This is a genomic window from Pseudomonas sp. BIOMIG1BAC (genome assembly GCF_001705995.2).
In the GTDB taxonomy this organism is placed as follows: domain Bacteria; phylum Pseudomonadota; class Gammaproteobacteria; order Pseudomonadales; family Pseudomonadaceae; genus Aquipseudomonas; species Aquipseudomonas sessilinigenes.
Window position 1 is genome coordinate 5,932,500 of record NZ_CP049045.1, and the last position, 20,243, is coordinate 5,952,742.

The 20,243-nt window shown below is 59.6% G+C and carries 16 protein-coding genes, 5 tRNA genes and 2 pseudogenes; 6 read left to right on the plus strand and 17 right to left on the minus strand.

The genetic code is table 11. From position 1 onward, the window contains the following. Positions 1-55: 55 nt before the first annotated feature. Entirely contained in the window at positions 56-1,297 is a 1,242-nt protein-coding gene (locus ATY02_RS27370; protein WP_176719751.1) for a glutamine synthetase family protein, read from the minus strand. Positions 1,298-1,616: 319 nt separating this feature from the next. On the opposite strand from ATY02_RS27370, the gene ATY02_RS27375 reads away from it, so the two are divergent. After that, positions 1,617-2,561, plus strand: coding sequence for a LysR family transcriptional regulator (locus ATY02_RS27375; RefSeq protein ID WP_068584632.1), 945 nt, complete (start codon positions 1,617-1,619; stop codon positions 2,559-2,561). Here ATY02_RS27375 and ATY02_RS27380 read toward each other — a convergent pair. After that, entirely contained in the window at positions 2,549-3,238 is a 690-nt protein-coding gene (locus ATY02_RS27380) for a sensor histidine kinase (RefSeq protein ID WP_068584635.1), read from the minus strand. The two genes, ATY02_RS27375 and ATY02_RS27380, sit on opposite strands and share 13 nt — an antisense overlap. Beyond that, a complete protein-coding gene (locus ATY02_RS27385; RefSeq protein ID WP_068584643.1) occupies positions 3,235-4,839 on the minus strand; it encodes a tetratricopeptide repeat-containing response regulator in 1,605 nt (534 codons plus the stop codon). The genes ATY02_RS27380 and ATY02_RS27385 overlap by 4 nt, the downstream gene beginning before the upstream one ends. A 523-nt stretch (positions 4,840-5,362) precedes the next feature. Between ATY02_RS27385 and ATY02_RS27390 the strand changes: the two genes are divergently transcribed. From ATY02_RS27390 to ATY02_RS27400, 3 genes are read left to right on the plus strand one after another with little or no spacing between them, the layout of a single operon-like run. Next, on the plus strand, positions 5,363-7,693 hold the full coding sequence (locus tag ATY02_RS27390; protein WP_068584646.1) for a hypothetical protein: 2,331 nt from the start codon (positions 5,363-5,365) through the stop codon (positions 7,691-7,693). Next, positions 7,684-8,937 (plus strand): hypothetical protein, encoded by a 1,254-nt coding sequence (locus ATY02_RS27395; protein ID WP_068584649.1) that lies wholly within the window; start codon positions 7,684-7,686, stop codon positions 8,935-8,937. The genes ATY02_RS27390 and ATY02_RS27395 overlap by 10 nt, the downstream gene beginning before the upstream one ends. Continuing rightward, a complete protein-coding gene (locus ATY02_RS27400) occupies positions 8,931-9,593 on the plus strand; it encodes a DUF1266 domain-containing protein (RefSeq protein ID WP_068584653.1) in 663 nt (220 codons plus the stop codon). Before ATY02_RS27395 ends, ATY02_RS27400 begins: the two co-directional genes overlap by 7 nt. Before the next feature lie 132 nt (positions 9,594-9,725). Here ATY02_RS27400 and ATY02_RS27405 read toward each other — a convergent pair whose 3' ends face one another. After that, entirely contained in the window at positions 9,726-9,932 is a 207-nt protein-coding gene (locus ATY02_RS27405; protein ID WP_141698135.1) for a hypothetical protein, read from the minus strand. A 57-nt stretch (positions 9,933-9,989) separates the two neighbouring features. After that, positions 9,990-10,066 (minus strand) — tRNA-Arg (locus ATY02_RS27410). A 549-nt stretch (positions 10,067-10,615) separates the two neighbouring features. Between ATY02_RS27410 and ATY02_RS27415 the strand changes: the two genes are divergently transcribed. Next, the gene (locus ATY02_RS27415) at positions 10,616-10,795 is read left to right on the plus strand and encodes a PA3371 family protein (protein WP_068584658.1); all 180 of its coding nucleotides are present in this window, start codon (positions 10,616-10,618) and stop codon (positions 10,793-10,795) included. Here the strand turns inward: ATY02_RS27415 and phnN are convergent. Next, positions 10,770-11,351: a phosphonate metabolism protein/1,5-bisphosphokinase (PRPP-forming) PhnN gene (gene phnN / locus ATY02_RS27420; RefSeq protein WP_068584661.1), complete on the minus strand. Its 582-nt coding sequence runs from the start codon at positions 11,349-11,351 to the stop codon at positions 10,770-10,772. The genes ATY02_RS27415 and phnN overlap by 26 nt on opposite strands. A gap of 108 nt (positions 11,352-11,459) precedes the next feature. Beyond that, positions 11,460-11,618 carry a hypothetical protein gene (locus ATY02_RS27425; RefSeq protein ID WP_164823720.1) on the minus strand — a complete coding sequence of 53 codons (159 nt, stop codon included), beginning with the start codon at positions 11,616-11,618 and terminating at the stop codon, positions 11,460-11,462. Between the two features lie 111 nt (positions 11,619-11,729). Between ATY02_RS27425 and ATY02_RS27430 the strand changes: the two genes are divergently transcribed. Continuing rightward, a complete protein-coding gene (locus tag ATY02_RS27430; protein WP_003204761.1) occupies positions 11,730-12,056 on the plus strand; it encodes an Arc family DNA-binding protein in 327 nt (108 codons plus the stop codon). 107 nt (positions 12,057-12,163) lie between these two features. Here the strand turns inward: ATY02_RS27430 and ATY02_RS27435 are convergent. From ATY02_RS27435 to alaS, 10 genes and pseudogenes are all read right to left on the minus strand, one after another. After that, positions 12,164-12,355 (minus strand): annotated as a pseudogene (locus tag ATY02_RS27435) (magnesium transporter); the annotation flags it as partial. A 145-nt stretch (positions 12,356-12,500) separates the two neighbouring features. After that, positions 12,501-13,481, minus strand: coding sequence for an IS5-like element IS1384 family transposase (locus ATY02_RS27440; protein ID WP_010466230.1), 981 nt, complete (start codon positions 13,479-13,481; stop codon positions 12,501-12,503). Positions 13,482-13,543: 62 nt separating this feature from the next. Continuing rightward, positions 13,544-14,800: pseudogene (gene mgtE, locus ATY02_RS27445) on the minus strand (magnesium transporter); the annotation flags it as partial. 415 nt (positions 14,801-15,215) lie between these two features. Further along, positions 15,216-15,292, minus strand: a tRNA-Arg gene (locus ATY02_RS27450). Positions 15,293-15,363: 71 nt separating this feature from the next. Beyond that, positions 15,364-15,440 (minus strand) — tRNA-Arg (locus ATY02_RS27455). 71 nt (positions 15,441-15,511) lie between these two features. Continuing rightward, positions 15,512-15,588: transfer RNA gene (locus tag ATY02_RS27460), tRNA-Arg, on the minus strand. Positions 15,589-15,695: 107 nt separating this feature from the next. Further along, positions 15,696-15,786, minus strand: a tRNA-Ser gene (locus tag ATY02_RS27465). Positions 15,787-15,848: 62 nt separating this feature from the next. Then, complete coding sequence (gene csrA / locus ATY02_RS27470; RefSeq protein WP_002554426.1) at positions 15,849-16,037, minus strand: carbon storage regulator CsrA; 189 nt, start codon at positions 16,035-16,037, stop codon at positions 15,849-15,851. Positions 16,038-16,224: 187 nt separating this feature from the next. Next, the gene (locus ATY02_RS27475; RefSeq protein WP_068579374.1) at positions 16,225-17,466 is read right to left on the minus strand and encodes an aspartate kinase; all 1,242 of its coding nucleotides are present in this window, start codon (positions 17,464-17,466) and stop codon (positions 16,225-16,227) included. Positions 17,467-17,562: 96 nt separating this feature from the next. After that, positions 17,563-20,187 (minus strand): alanine--tRNA ligase, encoded by a 2,625-nt coding sequence (gene alaS / locus ATY02_RS27480; protein WP_068579376.1) that lies wholly within the window; start codon positions 20,185-20,187, stop codon positions 17,563-17,565. Between the last annotated feature and the right edge of the window lie 56 nt (positions 20,188-20,243).

Here is a 20,243-nt window from a genome sequence, read left to right on the forward strand (position 1 = left end):
CTCCTTGAATGAAGTTCCGGACCCTCGGAAGAGGGTCCGGCCAGCGACGGTTCGGTTATGCCTGGGCCGCTAGTACACGCCGTTCCCAGGGGGTGATTTCATCAAAGAAGCTGGTCAACTCCATGGTTTTCGAAGCGATGTAGCCTTCGATGAACTCATTGCCGAACAGTTCCCTGGCCAACTGGCTGCGCTTGAGGCGCTCCAGTGCCGCATGCAGGGTACAAGGCAGCGACAGGCTGTCCGGCACCTCGAATTCGCCCTGGATGGCAGCCGTTGGCGCCAGCTCGTTCTCGATACCATGCAAACCGGCTGCCAGGCTGGCAGCAATGGCCAGGTACGGGTTGGCATCCGCCCCCGGCAAGCGATTTTCCACTCGCCGCGCCACAGGTGAACTGGCGGGAATACGCAGCCCTGCGGCGCGATTGTCGTGGGACCAGCAGGCATTGTTCGGCGATGCGTAGGGATGGCACAGGCGCTGGTAGGAGTTCACATTGGGCGCAAACAACGCAGTGAAATCCGCCAGGCCAGCCTGCAGGCCGCCAATAAAATGATGGAACATAGCCGTCGGTTGCCCGCAATCGTCACTGAAAACGTTACGGCCGCTACCAATCTCCACCAGGCTCTGATGAATGTGCATGGAACTGCCGGGCGTGTGGGCCAACGGCTTGGCCATGCAGACCACGATCAAGCCATGCTTGAGCGCAACCTCCTTGAGCAGATGCTTGAACAGGAACGTCTGGTCCGCCAACAGCAACGGATCACCATGCAACAGATTGATCTCGAACTGGCTGACGCCCATCTCGTGCATGAAGGTATCGCGAGGCAGGCCCAAGGCGGCCATGCACTCGTAGACTTCGTTGAAGAACGGTCGCAGTCCATTGTTGGAGCTGACACTGAACGCGGAGCAGCCATCTTCTCGACGGCCGTCCTTGCCGACTGGCGGCTGGAAGGGCCGCCCCGGATCTTCGTTGGGGGCGAACACGAAGAACTCCAGTTCGGTGGCCACCACCGGTGCCAGGCCCAGCGCTGCATAGCGGGCAATCACCTGCTTGAGCTGGCCCCGGGTCGATAGCCGCGAGGATTCGCCACTGAGCTCGTCTGCATCGCAGATGGCCAGCGCCCGTGGAGTCTCGCTCCAGGGCAGGCGATGAATCTGCCGCGGGTCGGCGGTAAGCGCCAGGTCGCCGTCGTCGCTGCCATAGAAACGCGCGGGCGGATATCCGCCCATGATGCATTGCAGCAGCACCCCACGAGCCATCTGCAAGCGCCGCCCTTCGAGGAATCCCTCGGCGGTCATTACCTTCCCCCGCGGTACGCCATTCAAATCCGCAGTAACACATTCGATTTCATCAATGCCCGTCAATCGCTCGGCGAGTGAACTGTGGCCATCGGTTGTCATGACTCAATCCTTGTTGTTATACGAGCCGCGAACGGCGACCCGTACAAAATACGCATCACCCGTTCGGGATTTCAAGCAGGGCAGAACAAAATCCCGGACATGCCTGTCCCCGCCAATACCTGCGTATTCACGACCGGCGCCAGGCACGAACGTCCGCTCATTCAAACAATGGAGTAGGCTCGGTCGGTGATTGTGAGCCAGGCCGCTGGAGGCCCACATGCTGGGGAATCTTGCCGACATCGACCTGCGGATGCTGCGGGTATTCTGCGCCATCGTCGAAGCCGGGGGCTTTACGGCTGCCCAGGCCAGGCTCAACACCAGCCTGTCGCGACTGAGCGTCGTGGTTCGTGATCTCGAGGAGCGCCTGGGCTATTCCGTGTGCCGGCGAGGCAGCAGCGGCTTCCAACTGACCGACCAGGGCCAGGAATTGTTCGAGGCGACACAATTGCTGTTCGCCGATATCGAGCGCTTTCGCCAACACGCCAACCGACTTGCGCCCAACGCACGCGAACACTTGCAGATAGGCAGCGTCGACAGCCTGATCAGCCTGCCCTGCGCTCCGCTTCCCCTGGCCCTAAAACACCTGCGCCAACGCCTGCCACAGGTGCGCCCGAACCTGCACCTGATGCGTCCCGACGAACTGGAACAAGCGGTACTCGATGAGCGCCTGCACCTGGCCATCGGAGCGTTCCACCATCAACTGTCGGGCTTGAACTACCAGCCGCTGTTCGATGAGGAACAGAACCTGTACTGCGCCAAAGGACATCCGCTATTCGCCTGCCATGATGCGCAACTGAGCCTGGAACACATTTGCGCCGCGGACTATGTCGGCCGGGGCTACATGGCGGAAAACCAGCGTCCCCACGACCTGCACTTCAACCAGGCCATCAATGCCTACAGCATGGAAGCCATTGCCACCCTGATCTTCTCCACGGCCTACCTGGGCTACCTGCCCAGCCACTATGCCGCCAACTGGGTGGCCCAAGGCCAATTGCGCGCCCTGCTACCTGAGCGCCTGGCGTATCGCTCGAGCTTCCATTGCATTACCCGCCAGGGCCAAGAACCACGGACGGCACTGGCCACCTTCCTGGATTGCCTGGAGCTGGCTGGACAACAGCTGGGCAACCGCCAACAGCGGCTGAGCGAGGGTCAGGGCAGGTAGAGCTTGAACAAGCCACCACCCAACGGACCACCATTGCTGATCCGGGTATGCCCGCAAACGCCATTGCGCTGGTGCAGCTCAGCGATGCGCCCGGCAAAATACAGCCCCAGGCCGGTACTGCCACTGCTTTGATTGATGCCCTGCATGTACTCGGCCTGCCGCTCGATCATCGCCTGGGGGTAGCCTTCGCCATCGTCGTTGATCGACAGCACCACCTGGCCTTCTTCGTCGCTGACACTGATCAAGAGCGCATGGCGAGCATGCCGGATCGAGTTGTTGATGCAGTTGGCCAATACCGAGGCGATCAGCTCACGATCGAAGAAACCCAGGGGGCTCAGCGGATCGACCTCATAGGTGGCAGAGATCCCGCGGCTCTTGAACACTTCCTGGTGACTCACCAGCTGCGCTTCGATGAAGTCGTCCAATTCATGGTAGGCCGGCTGCAACGGCAGTTGATTGACCCCCAGCTTGTACAGCCCCAACAGCTGCACCAGCATGCCGTTGAGGTGCGCGAACTCATAGTCGATCACTCCCTGTTCGGCAGGCAACTGCTCGGCTGGCAGACGCGCCAGCCATTGGGAATGGGCCTGCATCAGCATGGCCAGGGAGTTCTTCATGTCATGTACGGTGGAGGCGATCACCGTGGAAAAGTCGAGCGCCTGTTGCTTTTCGATCATTCGCCAAACGCCTTGCTTCGCAGCTTCTGGTAGCGCGGATAACGCGCGTCGGTATCGGGCATCATGCCGACCATTTTCAGGCACGCCTGGCATTCCTCCAGGAGCGCCGCATCCGGGTTGGCGTCGGCACCATGCAACAGCGACTGCGCCATGTTCAGGGCAATACTGATGTTCTTGGGTTGCATGGCCAGGGCCTTGCGGAACAGCTCCCGGGCCTCGGCCAGGTTGCCGGCCTTGTAGCTGCGCACGCCCTGGCGGTTGATATCGGCCGCCGCATTGGAAGAACTGAGGATAGTCGGGTCGTCGGTCAGCTTGGCAATGTTCTGCATGACTTTCGGATCGTCACCGTAGATTTCCGCACAGTTCTTGAGCATCGAAGCACCAGCACTGGCCTGCCCCAGCATCTGCAACTGCTTGGCCACCAGCAGCGCCGCTTCAGGGCTCATGAACTGCTCCATGCCTTCGAGCCGCTGCAAGGCCTGTTCGGTGAGCTTGTCGGCGGTCTCGGCATCATTGAGCAGCAAGCTGGTGGCCTTCATCAGCCGCGCGCGGATCTGCAAGCCAGGATCGGTGGGGTTTTCCTTGGCCACAGCGCTCAGCGTCTGGTTGATCTCCAGCCGGGTACGGGTATCCAGGCCGCGCTCACTGCCCTTGCTGATCAGCGCATGGGCCAGGCCCAGGTTGCTTTCCGGGTCCTTGAAACGCGATTGCGCCCCCTGGCTGACCGCCTGGCGATACGCCCTGGAGGCGCTGTCGAAGTCTTCGTTGGCCATGGCCAGCTTGCCCAGCAACGCCTGGCGCCGAGGGGCCAGCGGCGACAAGCGCACCGCTTCCTCGAGCACGTTCTGCGCGCGCTTGGTATCGCCTTCGGCCACCAGCACATCGGCCAGGCCGTCATATAGGCCCGGCATCATCGGGAAAGTCTTCAGCGCCTTCTCATACACCGCCTTGGCCTCGGTGACCTGGCCACGCTTGAACAGCAAGCGACCCAGGCCGACATAGGCCCAGGGCAGCGGCCGATCCGCCAGGATGCTGTTGTACAGGCGCTCCAGCGGCTCGTTCTGGTTCATGTCGCGCAAGGCGTCGGCCCGGTAGCGCAGGCACAGCGGCGCATAACGCGGATCTTGCTTGCACAGGGTGACGCAGGCGTTAAGCACTTCCACCGGCTTGCCCCGGTCCAACGCCTGGAGGATCGGCTTGAGCAAAGCCTTGCGTTGTTGCAGTCGCTCCAAGCGCTGGGCCAGGCCGGAGCGGTTGAAGGGTTTGGTCAGGTAGGCATCAGGTTCGTGCTCCAGGGCGCTGAGCACCATGGCCTGGCTACTTTCGGCAGTGACCATGAGGAATACGCTCTCATGGCTGATGAGCTTTTCCATCATCAGGTCTTCGAGCACCTGCTGGCCGTTTTTCTTGCCGTCGCCCAGGTGGTAGTCCTGCAAGATGAAGTCATAGCGTTTCTGCGCGCACATGCGCAGGGCCTGCTCCCCCGAGTCGGCGGTATCCACGTCCTTGACGCCCAGCTCCCGCAACATCGAACGCACCGAGCTGCGGTAGTCCGAGAAATCATCGACGATCAAAAAGCTCTTTTGGTGGTACGCCAGCATCGAAGATTCCAGGCAATTAAGAAGATCAATCCAAAGACGCCAGGGCCCACCCGGCTTCACAGCCCCTCGGCGCGCAGATAATAGCGGCTGGCTGAAGGCTATCAAGCACTTTGCGGCTGGCCTGTGATGCAGGTCGCCGCTTGGGAACACAATTGTCCATCGCAGGTTATCGGCCGGACCGAGCATTCCCTTATAGGCGATCGATTGCATTTATTGCGCCTTGGCCAGTGCATGTTGCGATTTGGCCAGCGCCGATAAAAACACCGGGAAAATGGTCTTGGCCAGCCTGGGAAATCTTGGATTTCTGTAACATCACCTGATAGCGTGCAGCGCCTCGAAGCCCCGATCGTTCTTGTCGCCTCCCCCACCCGGTCGCGACACACCGATCGTCAGCGGCCAGAGCTTGCAGGCCAGGCGCCGAAGAGTCGGTAGGCACCCGAGGAGGGCCTCAGCGACATAGGCGAGTCGGTCTGCCGGACGATGCATCAATGGATGCACACAGCATTATTCAATGGAGTTAACGATGGCGCAGGACAGCAGTGTGATTACCGGTATTGAACTGGAACAGTTCATGGACCGCCTCGAAGCGCAACAGCAAGAGCAGGAAACCGATACCCTGCTGGCTCAGTTGCAAGCACAGCCTCTATTCGCCGACTCCCTGGGCTCCATCGCTCGCCTGCACACCTTGTGGATGCAGGCCGGCGACTCGGTTGCCGCCCGAGCCGTCATCGACCGGGACGGCGACGCCCTGCTGCAAGCCTCAGGGGACGCAGCACGCGACGAGTTGCAGATCAACCTGGATATCCTGCGTCTGCAGGTCGCCAACTACCTGGATGACGAACCGGCACTGCTGCAAGTGCTGGAAAAACTCAACCAGATGGCCACGCAGACCCTGGACTTCGATGTCGAGTACTACCGGCGCTACCGGATCTTCGACCAGCTGGAACTGGGCAGCCTCGAAGTCGCACTCAAGACCGTCGAAGTGCGCTATGCGCTGGCCCTGATCAACCCCGAACGCGCTGCCCTGCGAGCCCGGGACGACGCCGACCGGCATCGACGCCGCGCCCTGGCACTGGCGCGCCATGAGCGTGACGAAGAAGCCCGCGCCGCAGCCCTGGACGCGATCAACGTCATCCGCAACGCCAGCCCCGATCAGGATATCGACGAAGGTGACTGGCTGTGGCTGGGCAACTCGCTGATCGAAATCATCCCGCTGCGCCTGGCCCTGTTCGAGCAACCGATCGCCCAGCTCACGGCCGGCCTGTCGCAACCCCGGCGCCGCGAGTGGGACGTACGCATCGCACGCCTGGCGGCCCGTTCTCTGCACGCCCAGGGCGACCTGAACGGTGCCCTGAAGATCTGTCATGTCGCAGCGATGAGCCTGGATAGCGGCGGTGGCAACAGCTTCATCGAGTATGAGCTGCCCTGGCTGCAGGAAGCCGGACGCCTGGAGGAAGCTGGCCATCGTGCGTTCCTGGATATCTACGACCGCCAGTCGGAGATGTGGCCGCCGGTGGCGCGCCTGGTGCTCGAGCGCCTCAAGGACCCGGAAGACCACAACGCCTGGTGGCCGATTTGCATCATGCGCGCCTGTGTCACCAGCGAGCTGTTGCAGATATTCCTCGACGCACTGCCGCCAATCGCCCAGGAGGAGCCGGCGACCACACCGCTGCTGGCCGCCCTGTATGCCGCAGTCGATGACCTGGAGCAGCTCGATCGGTTGTTCGACGAAGCCCGGGCCGAGGCGCTGCGGCGCAACCCCGAACAGCCCTGGATCAAGCGCCTGGCCGCCGTACACGACGCCGACCGTAATCTGATCGACGCGGCCACTGAGGTCGAGCTGCTGCAACAGGCAACCCAGGCCGGTCGCCTGCACGATAATCGCAGTGCCTATGCCCTGTTCGTGGCGTTGGTGCGCAAGCTGGGTGTCATCGAAGCGCTCAAGCAACACCGGCCGGAGCTGGCCAGCGGCAATTACGCCTACAACTACGCGCTGACCATGGAGGAACTGGCGGAGCCGGAGGCCGACAAACTGCCTGGCGAGGCTCGCGACGAAGCCTACTCACTGCTGCGCGATGCCCAGAAAGACGCTTATGAACAAGGCCAGGCCCACATGGAGCGCTACTTCGCCACCGGCAGTGGCCACCCGTTCGATGGCTGTGCCCACCTGTACTCGATGCTCTGCAACAACCTGGCGATCAACTACCGTTGCTACAACGAACAACAGCGCTACGCAGATGCCATCGAACTGCACCAGCGAGGCATTGCCGCCAGCTCCTTCGCCGAGCACTTCAACGGAGTGCTCAGCGCCCGCATCGCGATGGACGACTACCCGGGCATCGCCGAAGCCGCGGAGCAGCTGTGGCATTTCTCGATGGACTACGGCTACAGCCGTCACAATCCGGAGAGCTACATCGTCTCGGTGGCCTACGCCCTGTACTCGCTGGACCGCGACAGTGAAATCCTCATCTGGCTGGAACGCCTGCTCAACTGGCAGCAAGCCCAGGAGATCAGCGATCAACAGTTGGACTCCTCGGCGCTGTTCGACCGGATCAAGCTGGCGCGCTACCTGGCCCCCACCCACCCTGACAACGCCGACAGCCTGTGGCAGCGCTATGAGCCCTGCGTACTGGAAATGAACGAGGTGTCGGTGATGTCCTGTTCGGTGGACTACTTCAAGGCTCGTGGGCGCACTGAAGAAGCCCTCGAGTATTGCGCCCGGACCCTGGCCCTTTGCGACCCGAGCAAAGAGTACGACGTGCAATGCCGCGCCCGGATCGAGTCGATCGTGGCCGAGCTGCAGGCGCCTGCCGCCCCTGCCACCAAGAAGAGCTGGTGGCAGCTATGGAAGTAGCCACCGACAAGCGCAACTCCAGCTACGCAGCGCGCAACCTGCTCAATGCCGATGAACTCAAGCGTGGCATCAAGCAACGCAGCCAGGCCCGGGAAGACGACGCCGCCGTGCAAGGCTGGCTGCTCAACCACTTCTACCGGCACCTGGCTGGCAACTTTGAGCCGGCACGGAGCATCCACAACCTGGATGACGCTGCCCAGGCCCTGGGGAGCGCTGGGCTACCGGCCTGGGTAGCCGGACACTTCAGTGCCGCCAAGGCCCAGGAAGCGGATGCCTCCACCAACGTGGCGCCCCTGGTATGGATCGACCCGGCACAACCCCAGCTGCTGGCACAAGAGGCCCGGCTGGTGGAGTTCCTGGTGTCGCGCAAGGGCACGGCCCTGGAGGGCAAGCTCGACCGCATCAACTGCCCCCAAGCCCTGGCGCTGTGGGAGAAGGAACATGCGCAAATGGCAGCCCGGGTCGACCAGGGCTGGCGCCAGAGTTCAGCCGATGCCTTGCAGGTCACGGTGACCTGCGCCGAGCACACCTGGGTGGAAATGCGCAGCGACAGCCCACTGCTACGGGCCGAGATGGCGTTTGAAAGCTATGTGATGCGCCACTGCCTGGGGCAGTTCGCCAACCGCCGAGCCTTGACCGGTGGCTATGGCGAGCGCTACGCCGAGGCCGTTGAGCAACAGGGCATGCGGGTCTTCAGCCTGCGCGATGCCCAGGGCCAGCCCCATATCACGGTCAGCCTGATTGTCCAGGGCAGCGGCGCACTGACCGTGGAGCAGGTCAAGGGCAAGCAGAACCGTCCACCTGTCGAGCGCTACTTCCATGACCTGCTGGCGTTCCTCAATACCCTAGGTACCGACCAACAGACGCCGGACGACTGCATCGCGATCGGAATCGTGCGCACCGAAACCGGGTGGCTGCACATCGAAGAAGTCAGTGAGCCCGAAGCCCAGACACGCCTGGTATCGCGCTACCCACAGCTGTTCTCGCGACTGGACTCGCCCTCGCCCATGGTCCAGTGGCTGGTGGCGGCTCGCCAGTGCGACCTGTTGCTGGAAAACGAACCCGAGGCTCCGGCTGTGCGCTACGCCATCCGGCATGTCTACAAGAAAAGCCCTTGGCCGCAGCCCCGCCTGGAGGACCCGTTGTATCGCACCGAAGGCGTGCCATGGAAAGACATGTCTCCAGCCCAGGCCGAGTCCATTTGCACCTGGCAAGCCAGCAGGCAGCGGGGGAAATCATGCTGACAGTCATCGGCCTCCTATTCGGCGCCTGGCTGGTCTGGGGTTACTTGCGCCGCCGCTCCAGCCCCACCTCCCTGATGGTCTTCACCCCACGCAAGCGCTGGGCCCTGACACTGGCGCAACCCATGGTGGATGCCACCGGCATGACCGGTTTCTTCGATCCCGAGACCACCTATTTCGCCGATCAGGCCAAGGACACCCTCAGGGCTCCGTTGCTCCACCAGATCGGCTTTCGCAGCAATGCCAGCGACGATGAAGTTCGCAACCACCTGAACTCCACCTTGGAACGCCAGTGGTTTCGTATCGACCTGCATGGCCTGAACCCCAGCGACGATCCACGAGCCGCCGTTGCCTTCGCCTGCGTGCGCAGCGCATTCTTCGCCCGTTGCGCAACGCTGATGGGCTGGCTGGAGGCCGACAGCGGCTGGCGCATCATGTTGCTCAACGCCCAGCGGGCCCAGGACTGCTTCGACAGCTGGGAAGACTTCGGACAGGCCTTCATGCAGGGGCGCCGGCAATGGGTGGCCGCCTTCAGGGCAGACGCCCTGGGGAGCACCTTCAACGAGGAAAGCCTCAAGCACTTGCTCGCGGCCGACGGTGGGGCCTGGGCAGCAGTGGCGTGGCAGGGCTTGCCGGCATTCAGCCCGGCAACCGAGTGAGGATCGGGAAAACCCTCACTATGGGCAGTCTCACACGTGAGACACACAAGCCGAGGATTTAAGTTGCACTCTAGATAAATCCCAAGCTCTCACGATGAAAGCCCCAGGTACAGACGATGCCCTGGGGCTTTTTCATGCCCACAGAAAAATGGAGGTTGCACCGTGTCCCACATAGCCCCACTGATTACCGTCCTGATCCAAACCAGCTCCAGCCTGCCGGCCGAACGATTCTGGGTTCTGACGATGATGGTTTTCACCTACATGCTTGGACGTTTGTTCATCTTGTGGCGAATGACTTGAGAACAACGCAAACAGCTCTGCACGGGCCTTGATCTGCAATCAGGGTACCCGTTGCCCGGATAAGGCAATGCACTGTTATGGATACGGAGAGGGAGATGGTGTCCCAGGGCAGGTTCGAACTGCCAACCTTCCCCTTAGGAGGGGGATGCTCTATCCAATTGAGCTACTGAGACCCGGAGGTAAGTGCCTGATACGGCACAAAGGACGGCGTGCATGTTAACGACCAACGCCGTATTTGTCATGTCGTGTGTAGGGCTTTTTACAGGAAACACCAAGACGCAAGAGCAATCGGCAGCCCATCATCGTGCAAATTGCATCACTGCAAAAAGCCATTATTGCAAAGTGCAATTCGTCGCTACCGTAATCCACATATAACTTGTTGTTTTTATGGGGTTTGACGACCTGTAGACTTCTGGCACGCGGCCTGCTTTATTCCCCGGAACAAGCAGCCTAGAGATGGTGCCCATGAACAGCGTCCTGTTTCTCCTGAATGCGACAGCCATCGCCATATTGGTGGCCTTTCACTTTCAACCCGACGATGCAGTCTCCAGCCCCCTCTCCTCTACCCATTACGGCCAACGCCTAGCCCCACGATTGGCCATCCTCAAGACTCAGGTAGAACCTGGGGATGTGACCCGGATTGCTACAGGACAGCCTCTGCAGCAGGCTCCAGGGCCTACACAACACTGGGCGTTCTAAGACCACGATATCGGAAGCCATTTATGTCCACCGCAGCGAAAAGCCTGCTTATCCTGACGCTCCTCAGTGGCATTGCCGCCATGGCATTGCCCGAGGAAACGCTCAGCCACATTTCCTTGGCCGCCTGCGGCTTGTTCTTCTGCTCGTCGCTGGTTGCATTGCTTGCCGGACGCAAGATCAAGTTCGATCCGGTACTGCGCTGATCCCATGCTGGCGCAGTATCTCCAGTAGATACTGCAGGGTGTCCTGCAATTGCGCGGAGTTATCCAGGCGTACTACCTGCTGCTCCTCCAACCAGGCTGAATCGGCGAATTGCTCATTGCGCCGCAGGCGATTCTCGATCTCCGACAGGTCTTCCCTGGCCCTGCGCAGCAAGCGCTGGCGCAATACCTCTGTGTTCACCGTCAGAACGATCGCAATCAGGTCTGGATAGCGTTGCCGGGCCTGGGACAGGTACCCTCGTGAACCGTTGACCAAGACATGGCGTCCTTGAGCCAGCCATTGATCGATCTGAGCTGGAATCCCATAACCCAAGCCATTGGCTCGCCATGACAAGGCGAAATCTCCGCGTGCCGCCTGCCGCTCGAATTCCTCGACCGAGACTTCGTGAGCGTCCTCTCCCACCGACTCGGCTGAACGCGTAATGACCCGTCTTGCGACCTCGCAACCCAACTCCCTCAATGACGGCTTGGCCGCATCGATCAGAGTATCTTTGCCAGCTCCCGAAGGTCCCATCAAATAAATGAGTCTACCTGGCATGGAACGCATCCCCGAGCAGTGCCACTAGTAAATCGGCCATTTGCCACTATCCTCTAACAGGTAGGGATTATGATGCTCACCCGCATCGCGTGCACCTTCGCTAGTGCATCAGCGCTCTCGCAGGAAGAGAGAATGCGGCCAACAACGCGGATCAGCGATCTTTTCAAACCAGTCCGCATTTCTGATAATTGGTGCTGGCATAACGCCTTTATCCAGTTCAATATTTGTCACAGAATTGGCGCCAATGATCTGGCGAGCTTGAGGCATGATGCGGGCCTCTTAACAATTCAGGTTGAACATTTGGCAATCAGGCTTGTCCTAAAAAACAGCCCGCGGCCAATTCCGAGAACCGCTCCCCTGAACTAACCGGTTAAATATATGCGCCCATTGAAACAGGCAATTTATTCCAGCCGTACGGCTGACAAGTTCGTCGTACGTCTGCCCGACGGGATGCGTGAACGCATTGCCGAGGTGGCTCGCAACCATCATCGCAGCATGAACTCCGAAATCATCGCGCGCCTGGAACAGAGTCTTATTCAGGAAGGCGCCTTGGGTGAAGAGCTAAGCATGCGCCTGGACAGCCCCGAACTGTCCTTGCATGAACGCGAACTGCTTCAACGCTTCCGCCAACTCTCACATCGCCAGCAGAACGCCTTGGTCTCGCTGATCGCCCATGACGCCGAAATGGCCGCAGACGCCACCTGATTTCACCCAGAACACTCAAGCCAGCCTAATAGCTGGCTTTTTTTTGCCCGCAAAAACAACGAAGCGCCATCAAGGCGCTTCGATAGAAAACCGGCATGCAAATGGGTTTAGAGCAGGAAGATGGTCGCCAGGCCAAGGAAAATGAAAAAGCCACCACTGTCGGTCATAGCGGTGATCATCACACTGGCGCCCATCGCTGGATCACGCCCCAGGCGCGCCAGGGTCATAGGGATCAATACCCCCATGAGGGCCGCCAGCAACAGGTTCAAGGTCATGGCGGCCGTCATGACCACCCCTAGGGATGGTCTGAAGTAGCCATGTATTTCCCCGGCATACCACCTAGCGCAACTTTTAAACTCGCCAAATGATCAAAAAACAATCAATTCGACGAGTATTTCTTACGTTTTCGCCACCCGGACCCCACTCCGGTGGCCATTTCCCGCATTACAGGCGCACCTCTCCTGCATTCGTCAGTAAATGTCGGCGCGCCATCCACAGGTTCGACAGAGCGAACAGTGTCACCAGTTGCGCCGTGTTTTTGGCCAAGCCGCGAAAGCGCACCTTGGTGTAACCGAACTGGCGCTTGATTACCCGGAACGGATGCTCGACCTTGGCGCGCACCTGAGCCTTGGCCTTTTCAATCTTGCGCTTGGCTTTGTACAGCACGCTGCGCTTATCGAGTTTTTTGTAGGTGCTGCGGCGTGCCGCCACCTGCCAGATAACTTCACGTCCTTCATGCTCGGGCCGCTTTTCGACACCGGTGTAGCCTGCATCGGCGCAGACCACGTTTTCGTCGCCATGCAGCAATTTGTCCACCTGGGTGACATCCGCCACATTGGCCGCCGTGCCCACTACGCTGTGCACCAGACCCGATTCGTCATCGGCGCCGATGTGGGCCTTCATGCCAAAATAATACTGGTTTCCCTTCTTGGTCTGGTGCATTTCCGGGTCGCGCTTGCCGTCCTTGTTCTTGGTCGAACTGGGCGCATTGATCAGCGTTGCATCGACGATGGTGCCCTGGCGCAGCGACAGGCCGCGGTCGCCCAGATAGCCATTGATGACAGCGAGGATGCCGGCCGCCAGCTCGTGTTTCTCCAGCAAGCGGCGGAAGTTGAGAATGGTGGTTTCGTCGGGGATGCGCTCCAGGTTCAGCCCGGCAAACTGGCGCAGGATCGTGGTTTCGTACAGCGCTTCCTCCATCGCTGGATCGCTGTAGCCGAACCAGTTCTGCAGCAGATGCACACGCAGCATCGCCATCAACGGGTAGGCCGGACGGCCACCTTCACCTTTCGGATAATGTGGCTCGATCAAAGCAATCAAGCCCTTCCACGGCACCACCCGATCCATCTCGATCAGGAACAACTCCTTGCGGGTTTGCTTGCGCTTGCCAGCGTACTCGGCGTCGGCGAAGGTCATCTGCTTCATCGGGAAACTCGGTGGGTGGGGTCGCGGTATTTTGCCAAATCAGAAAGTCTTTTTCAGAGTTTCCCTAGGGACCAGCTTCCATAGAGCATGTAGGCCACGGCACCGATCACCCCACCCCAGATGAGGCCGTTGATCAAGGCTACCGCCAGTTCCTTGCGCATCAGCCGCGAGGTATTACCAGTGCTCACCTGATCCAAGGCCATCGCCCGCACAATCATGGTGATGGTCTGGTTACCCGAGTTGCCGCCTATCCCGGCAACAATGGGCATCAGCGCCGCCAGCGCCACCAGCTTCTCGATGGAGCCCTCGAACAGGCCAATCACCCTAGATGCCAGGAATGCCGTAATCAGGTTGATCGCCAACCAGGCCCAACGGTTGCGCAAGGACTTCCACACCGACGCGAAGATGTCTTCCTCTTCACGCAGACCGGCCATGCTGAGGACTTCGCTCTCGCTCTCCTCGCGGATCAGGTCGACCATTTCATCGATGGTCAAACGTCCAATCAGCTTGTCGTTCTTATCGACCACCGGTGCCGAAATAAGGTCATAACGCTCGAATGCCTGGGCAGCGTCATAGGCATCTTCATCGGGATGAAAACTCACCGGATCGCTGGCCATGACTTCTGCGACCTGCTTTTCAGGGTCATTGACCAACAGTCGCTTGATCGGTAGCACACCCTTGAGCACACCGTCGTAGTCCACGACGAACAACTTGTCAGTATGGCCGGGTAGCTCCTTCAGGCGCCGCAGGTAACGCAGGACCACTTCAAGGCTGACATCCTCGCGGATGGTCACCATCTCGAAGTCCATCAATGCGCCGACTTGCTCTTCGTCATAGGACAACGCAGAACGAACGCGCTCACGCTGCTGCCCGTCAAGAGCCTCCATCAGCTCATGGACAACGTCTCGCGGCAGCTCGGGAGCCAGGTCAGCAAGTTCGTCGGCGTCCATCTCCTTGGCCGCAGCCAGGAGCTCATGATCGTCCATGTCGGCGATCAGGGTTTCACGTACGGAGTCGGATACTTCGAGAAGGATGTCGCCGTCACGCTCGGCCTTGACCAACTGCCAGACGGTCAGACGCTCTTCCAGAGGCAAGGCTTCGAGGATATAGGCGACGTCGGCGGAGTGCAGGTCATCGAGCTTGCGCTGCAACTCGACCAGATTCTGCCGATGGACCAGGTTTTCCACCCGATCATGATGGTGGCCTTCCTGACGATGCGTCAGGTCTTCGACCACTCGCTGGCGCTGCAGTAGCTCAACGACCTGAGCCAGGCGGTCCTGCAGGCTTTCCTGCGTTTTCTTTACTTCTACTTCGGTCATAGGCGAACTCCACTCCCAGCAGAGGAGCACGCCGGAAGGATCAATCAGTCAGTTCATGATTGTGAAAACGAGATACTGAGTAACTACTGGGTAAGTCCATGGAGATATTCCACAAGCCCCGGCGGGGCTGACGGGCGCAATCATACACCGCCTGGCGGTTTTAGACGCTAAAAAATCACGGCAAGAACAAGCGCTTGCGACATAAACCTGAGCAGAGCCCGAATCTACGAAACTGCGACGCTTCGGCGAAAAAAGAAAACACACACCGAGAGAAAAAAGCCTGTGGCGCATTGGCGCACAGGGGATTCGACTGCACACGGGACCAGCCGTTCCAGACGAACGAAGAAGAAAGAGAGAAGATAAAAATCGCTAAAAACAAAAAGCCCGTATCTTTCGATACGGGCTTTTTGATATATGGTGCACTCGACAGGATTCGAACCTGTGACCGCTCGGTTCGTAGCCGAGTACTCTATCCAGCTGAGCTACGAGTGCATTTGTGCTTTTAGACCAGACCACAACTGGTTGAAACCGAGTTATTCATATCGCTACAACTAACTCTTAAATGGTGCACTCGACAGGATTCGAACCTGTGACCGCTCGGTTCGTAGCCGAGTACTCTATCCAGCTGAGCTACGAGTGCATTTGTGCTTTTAGACCAGACCACAACTGGTTGAAACCGAGTTATTCATATCGCTACAACTAACTCTTAAATGGTGCACTCGACAGGATTCGAACCTGTGACCGCTCGGTTCGTAGCCGAGTACTCTATCCAGCTGAGCTACGAGTGCATATGTTGCCGCGCATTATAGCCCGTCAAATCATTTTGTTAAGCACTTTTTCTAGTAAATTCAATAACTTACAGAAGAAGCCAGATTACGACGTGCTAAGCAAATAATGGCGGAGAACGGGGGATTCGAACCCCCGACACCCTTTTGAGGTGTACTCCCTTAGCAGGGGAGCGCCTTCGGCCACTCGGCCAGCTCTCCGCAACACGGGGCGTATATTAACCACCTTTCTCCCCGTTTGCAAACAAAAAAAACGAGAAAAATTAATGGCTTGGTTCTTCGTCCTTCTCTTTCTTTATCCGCAGGTAGATTTCCTCGCGGTGAACCGCCACTTCTTTGGGGGCGTTGACACCAATACGCACTTGATTACCTTTGACGCCGAGCACCGTCACGGTGATTTCGCCATCACCAATGATCAAGCTTTCTGCGCACCGACGAGTCAGAATCAGCATACCTTTCTCCTCACGCATTACATTTCAGGGACTACAGTCTGCAAAAAAAAGGGTGTCGGCCTACAACCTGGTCGGCAGTAGTCCTACACGCCTAAGTATTGACTAGCGTGGACGAAAGAACAGCTTTCTTCCACGCCGATCAAAAACACAAAGGGCGCGGTCAGACCGCGCCCCTTTCAAACACGCATCACTCGCCCTGTCGGGCTGGCGCGTCGAGCTCGAACGCGGTGTGCAGGGCACGTACCGCCAGCTCCAGGTATTTCTCTTCGATCACGACCGAAACCTTGATTTCGGAGGTGGAGATCATCTGGATATTGATGCTCTCCTTGGCCAGCGCTTCGAACATCCGGCTGGCCACGCCCGCATGGGAGCGCATGCCGACACCCACGATCGAGACCTTGGCGATGTCGGTATCGCCGACCACTTCCCGTGCGCCGATTTCACGCGCGGTGTTCTCCAGCACATTCTGTGCGGCCAGATAGTCGTTGCGATGCACAGTGAAGGTGAAATCGGTGGTGTTATCGTGCGAAACGTTCTGCACGATCATGTCGACTTCGATGTTCCCTGCACTGATGGGGCCAAGGATCTTGAAGGCCACGCCAGGGTTGTCTGGCACGCCACGGATAGTCAGCTTGGCTTCATCGCGATTAAAAGCGATGCCGGAAATGATCGGCTGTTCCATGGATTCCTCTTCATCAATAGTAATGAGGGTGCCCGGACCCTCTTGGAAGCTGTGCAACACGCGCAGCGGAACGTTGTACTTACCGGCAAACTCGACCGCACGGATCTGCAGCACCTTGGAACCGAGGCTGGCCATCTCCAGCATTTCCTCGAAGGTGATCTTGTCCAGGCGCTGGGCCCGGGCAACCACCCGCGGGTCAGTGGTGTAGACGCCATCCACATCGGTGTAGATCTGGCACTCGTCAGCCTTCAAGGCCGCGGCTAGCGCCACACCCGTGGTATCGGAGCCACCACGGCCCAGGGTTGTAATGTTGCCGTGCTCGTCAACACCCTGGAACCCGGCAACGACAACCACACGACCAGCCTTCAGGTCGCCACGAATCTTCTGATCATCGATCTGTAGGATTCGCGCTTTATTGTGAGCGCTATCAGTCAGGATGCGGACCTGGTTGCCGGTGTAGGACACCGCCGGGATACCACGCTTGATCAAGGCCATGGCCAACAACGCGATGGTCACCTGCTCACCCGTGGACACGATCACATCCAGCTCACGGGGAACCGGCTGGAATTCACCACTGATCTGCTTGGCCAGATCGATCAGGCGGTTGGTTTCGCCACTCATCGCCGACAGCACAATCACCAGGTCGTCGCCAGCTTCGCGGAACTTCTTCACCTTGTCGGCAACCTGCTCGATCCGCTCGATAGAGCCGACCGAAGTGCCTCCAAATTTCTGTACGATCAAAGCCATTTTCTAAGCCGCCTCAGCCCGTCAAGGGGCGCCCGTTAAACAATAAAACTGCACAGCGCGGGCCTCGCCACTAGACGACGAAGCCCGCTCGGAGCCTTAAATGCCCTGTTCGACAAATGGCACGGTCAGGGCCAACGCGGCATCCAGAGCAGCGGCATCCACACCACCACCCTGTGCCATGTCTGGACGACCACCGCCCTTACCGCCCACCGCAGCAGCGGCTTGTTTCATCAAATCACCGGCTTTGAGTTGGCCAGTCAGGTCCTTGGTCACGCCAGCAACCAGTACGACCTTTTCCTCATGGACACTGCCGAGCAGGATCACTGCGCGACCGAGTTTGTTTTTCAACTGATCCACCAACGCCAGCAGCGCCTTGCCATCCTGGCCGTCGAGCCGTGCCGCCAGTACTTTTACGCCTTTGATGTCGGCCGCCTGGGAAGACAGGTCATCACCGGCAGCCGCTGCCGCCTTGGCTTGCAGTTGCTCCAGCTGTTTCTCCAGCAGGCGGTTGCGCTCAAGCACCGCCGCCAGCTTGTCGATCAGGTTGTCACGGCTGCCCTTAACCAGGACCGCCGCTTCCTTGAGTTGCTCTTCGCCCGCATTGAGGTAGGCCAGGGCCGCAGCACCGGTGACCGCCTCGATACGCCGAACACCGGCAGCCACACCACCTTCGCTGGTGATCTTCAACAGGCCGATGTCGCCGGTACGATTGGCGTGGATACCGCCACACAGCTCGACCGAGAAGTCGCCGCCCATGCTCAGCACGCGCACGCTATCGCCATACTTCTCGCCGAACAGCGCCATGGCGCCCTTCTTCTTGGCGGTGTCGATGTCGGTCTCTTCGGTTTCCACCGCGGTGTTCTTGCGGATCTGGGCGTTGACGATGTCTTCCAACGCCTTGATCTGCTCCGGCTTGATCGCTTCGAAGTGGCTGAAGTCGAAACGCAGGCGCTGGCTGTCCACCAGCGAGCCCTTCTGCTGCACATGCTCGCCCAACACCTGGCGCAAGGCCGCGTGCAGCAAGTGGGTAGCCGAGTGGTTCAGCGAAGTGGCATGACGCACGTCGGCGTCGACCTGGGTTTCAACCGAGGCGCCAACGCTCAGGCTGCCCTTGACCAGTACGCCGTGATGCAGGAAAGCACCACCGGTCTTGGTGGTGTCGCGTACATCGAAACGCGCGCCACCGGCTGCCAGGAACCCGCAGTCACCGATCTGGCCACCGGACTCAGCGTAGAACGGGGTCTGGTCGAGGATCACCACGCCCTCCTCGCCTTCGCCCAGCACCTCGACCGATTGCCCTTCCTTATAGAGAGCAACCACCTTGGCCGAGCCGCTGGTGGCGTGATAACCGGTGAACTCGGTGGCCACATCGACCTTGACCAGGCTGTTGTAGTCCATGCCGAAGGAACTGGCGGAGCGAGCGCGTACACGCTGGCCTTCCATCTCGCGCTCGAAACCTTCCTCGTCCAGGGTCAGGTTACGCTCACGGGCGATGTCACCCGTCAGGTCCATGGGGAAACCGTAGGTGTCATAGAGCTTGAACACCACGTCACCCGGAACCACGCTGCCCTTGAGCTCGGCCAGATCCTGCTCGAGGATCTTCAGGCCCTGCTCCAGGGTCTTGGCGAACTGCTCTTCTTCGGCCTTGAGCACACGCTCGATATGCGCCTGCTGGCTCTTGAGCTCGGGGAAGGCCTCGCCCATCTCGGCCACCAGCGCAGCAACGATCTGGTAGAAGAAGCTGCCCTTGGCGCCCAGCTTGTTGCCATGGCGGCACGCACGGCGAATGATCCGACGCAGCACATAGCCGCGACCTTCGTTGGAAGGCAGCACGCCATCGGCGATCAGGAAACCGCAGGAGCGGATGTGGTCGGCCACGACTTTCAGCGAGGCCTGGCCGTCGTTGCTGCAACCGATCGCCTTGGCCGCTGCGGCCAGCAGGTTCTGGAACAGGTCGATCTCGTAGTTCGAATGCACGTGCTGCAGTACGGCACTGACGCGCTCCAGGCCCATGCCGGTATCCACCGACGGCGCTGGCAGCGGGTGCAGCACGCCGTCGGCGGTGCGGTTGAACTGCATGAAGACGTTGTTCCAGATCTCGATGTAGCGGTCGCCGTCTTCTTCCGGCGAGCCGGGTGGGCCGCCCCAGATATCGGCGCCGTGATCGTAGAAGATCTCGGTGCAAGGGCCGCAAGGACCGGTGTCGCCCATGGTCCAGAAGTTGTCGGAGGCGTAAGGCGCGCCTTTGTTGTCGCCAATGCGCACCATACGCTCGGCCGGAACCCCGACTTCCTGGGTCCAGATGTCGTAGGCCTCGTCGTCGGTGGCGTAGACAGTGACCCAGAGTTTTTCCTTCGGCAGGTTCAGCCACTTCTCGGAAGTCAGGAAGGTCCAGGCGAAGGTGATGGCGTCACGCTTGAAATAGTCGCCGAAGCTGAAGTTGCCCAGCATTTCGAAGAAGGTGTGGTGACGTGCGGTATAACCGACGTTTTCCAGGTCGTTGTGCTTGCCACCGGCGCGGACGCACTTCTGGCTGCTGACAGCGCGGGTATAGGCGCGCTTTTCCTGGCCCAGGAAGCAGTCCTTGAACTGGTTCATCCCCGCGTTGGTGAACAGCAAGGTTGGGTCGTTGCCTGGGATCAAGGAGCTGGAGGCTACACGGGTGTGGCCCTGCTCTTCGAAGAAGCGGAGGAAGGCTTCACGGATTTCTGCGCTTTTCATTAGGTTCTTCCACGGAGACTGCGGCCAAAGGCCTGTGCGCAACGTCAACAGACGAA

What these genes read in the sequence shown, in the direction of transcription:
- ATY02_RS27370 (WP_176719751.1), bottom strand. Translation starts at nt 1,297, where the DNA reads ATGACCGCCGAGGGATTCCTCGAAGGGCGGCGCTTGCAGATGGCTCGT.
- ATY02_RS27375 (WP_068584632.1), top strand. Translation starts at nt 1,617, where the DNA reads ATGCTGGGGAATCTTGCCGACATCGACCTGCGGATGCTGCGGGTATTC.
- ATY02_RS27380 (WP_068584635.1), bottom strand. Translation starts at nt 3,238, where the DNA reads ATGATCGAAAAGCAACAGGCGCTCGACTTTTCCACGGTGATCGCCTCC.
- ATY02_RS27385 (WP_068584643.1), bottom strand. Translation starts at nt 4,839, where the DNA reads ATGCTGGCGTACCACCAAAAGAGCTTTTTGATCGTCGATGATTTCTCG.
- ATY02_RS27390 (WP_068584646.1), top strand. Translation starts at nt 5,363, where the DNA reads ATGGCGCAGGACAGCAGTGTGATTACCGGTATTGAACTGGAACAGTTC.
- ATY02_RS27395 (WP_068584649.1), top strand. Translation starts at nt 7,684, where the DNA reads ATGGAAGTAGCCACCGACAAGCGCAACTCCAGCTACGCAGCGCGCAAC.
- ATY02_RS27400 (WP_068584653.1), top strand. Translation starts at nt 8,931, where the DNA reads ATGCTGACAGTCATCGGCCTCCTATTCGGCGCCTGGCTGGTCTGGGGT.
- ATY02_RS27415 (WP_068584658.1), top strand. Translation starts at nt 10,616, where the DNA reads ATGTCCACCGCAGCGAAAAGCCTGCTTATCCTGACGCTCCTCAGTGGC.
- phnN (WP_068584661.1), bottom strand. Translation starts at nt 11,351, where the DNA reads ATGCCAGGTAGACTCATTTATTTGATGGGACCTTCGGGAGCTGGCAAA.
- ATY02_RS27425 (WP_164823720.1), bottom strand. Translation starts at nt 11,618, where the DNA reads ATGCCTCAAGCTCGCCAGATCATTGGCGCCAATTCTGTGACAAATATT.
- ATY02_RS27430 (WP_003204761.1), top strand. Translation starts at nt 11,730, where the DNA reads ATGCGCCCATTGAAACAGGCAATTTATTCCAGCCGTACGGCTGACAAG.
- ATY02_RS27440 (WP_010466230.1), bottom strand. Translation starts at nt 13,481, where the DNA reads ATGAAGCAGATGACCTTCGCCGACGCCGAGTACGCTGGCAAGCGCAAG.
- csrA (WP_002554426.1), bottom strand. Translation starts at nt 16,037, where the DNA reads ATGCTGATTCTGACTCGTCGGTGCGCAGAAAGCTTGATCATTGGTGAT.
- ATY02_RS27475 (WP_068579374.1), bottom strand. Translation starts at nt 17,466, where the DNA reads ATGGCTTTGATCGTACAGAAATTTGGAGGCACTTCGGTCGGCTCTATC.
- alaS (WP_068579376.1), bottom strand. Translation starts at nt 20,187, where the DNA reads ATGAAAAGCGCAGAAATCCGTGAAGCCTTCCTCCGCTTCTTCGAAGAG.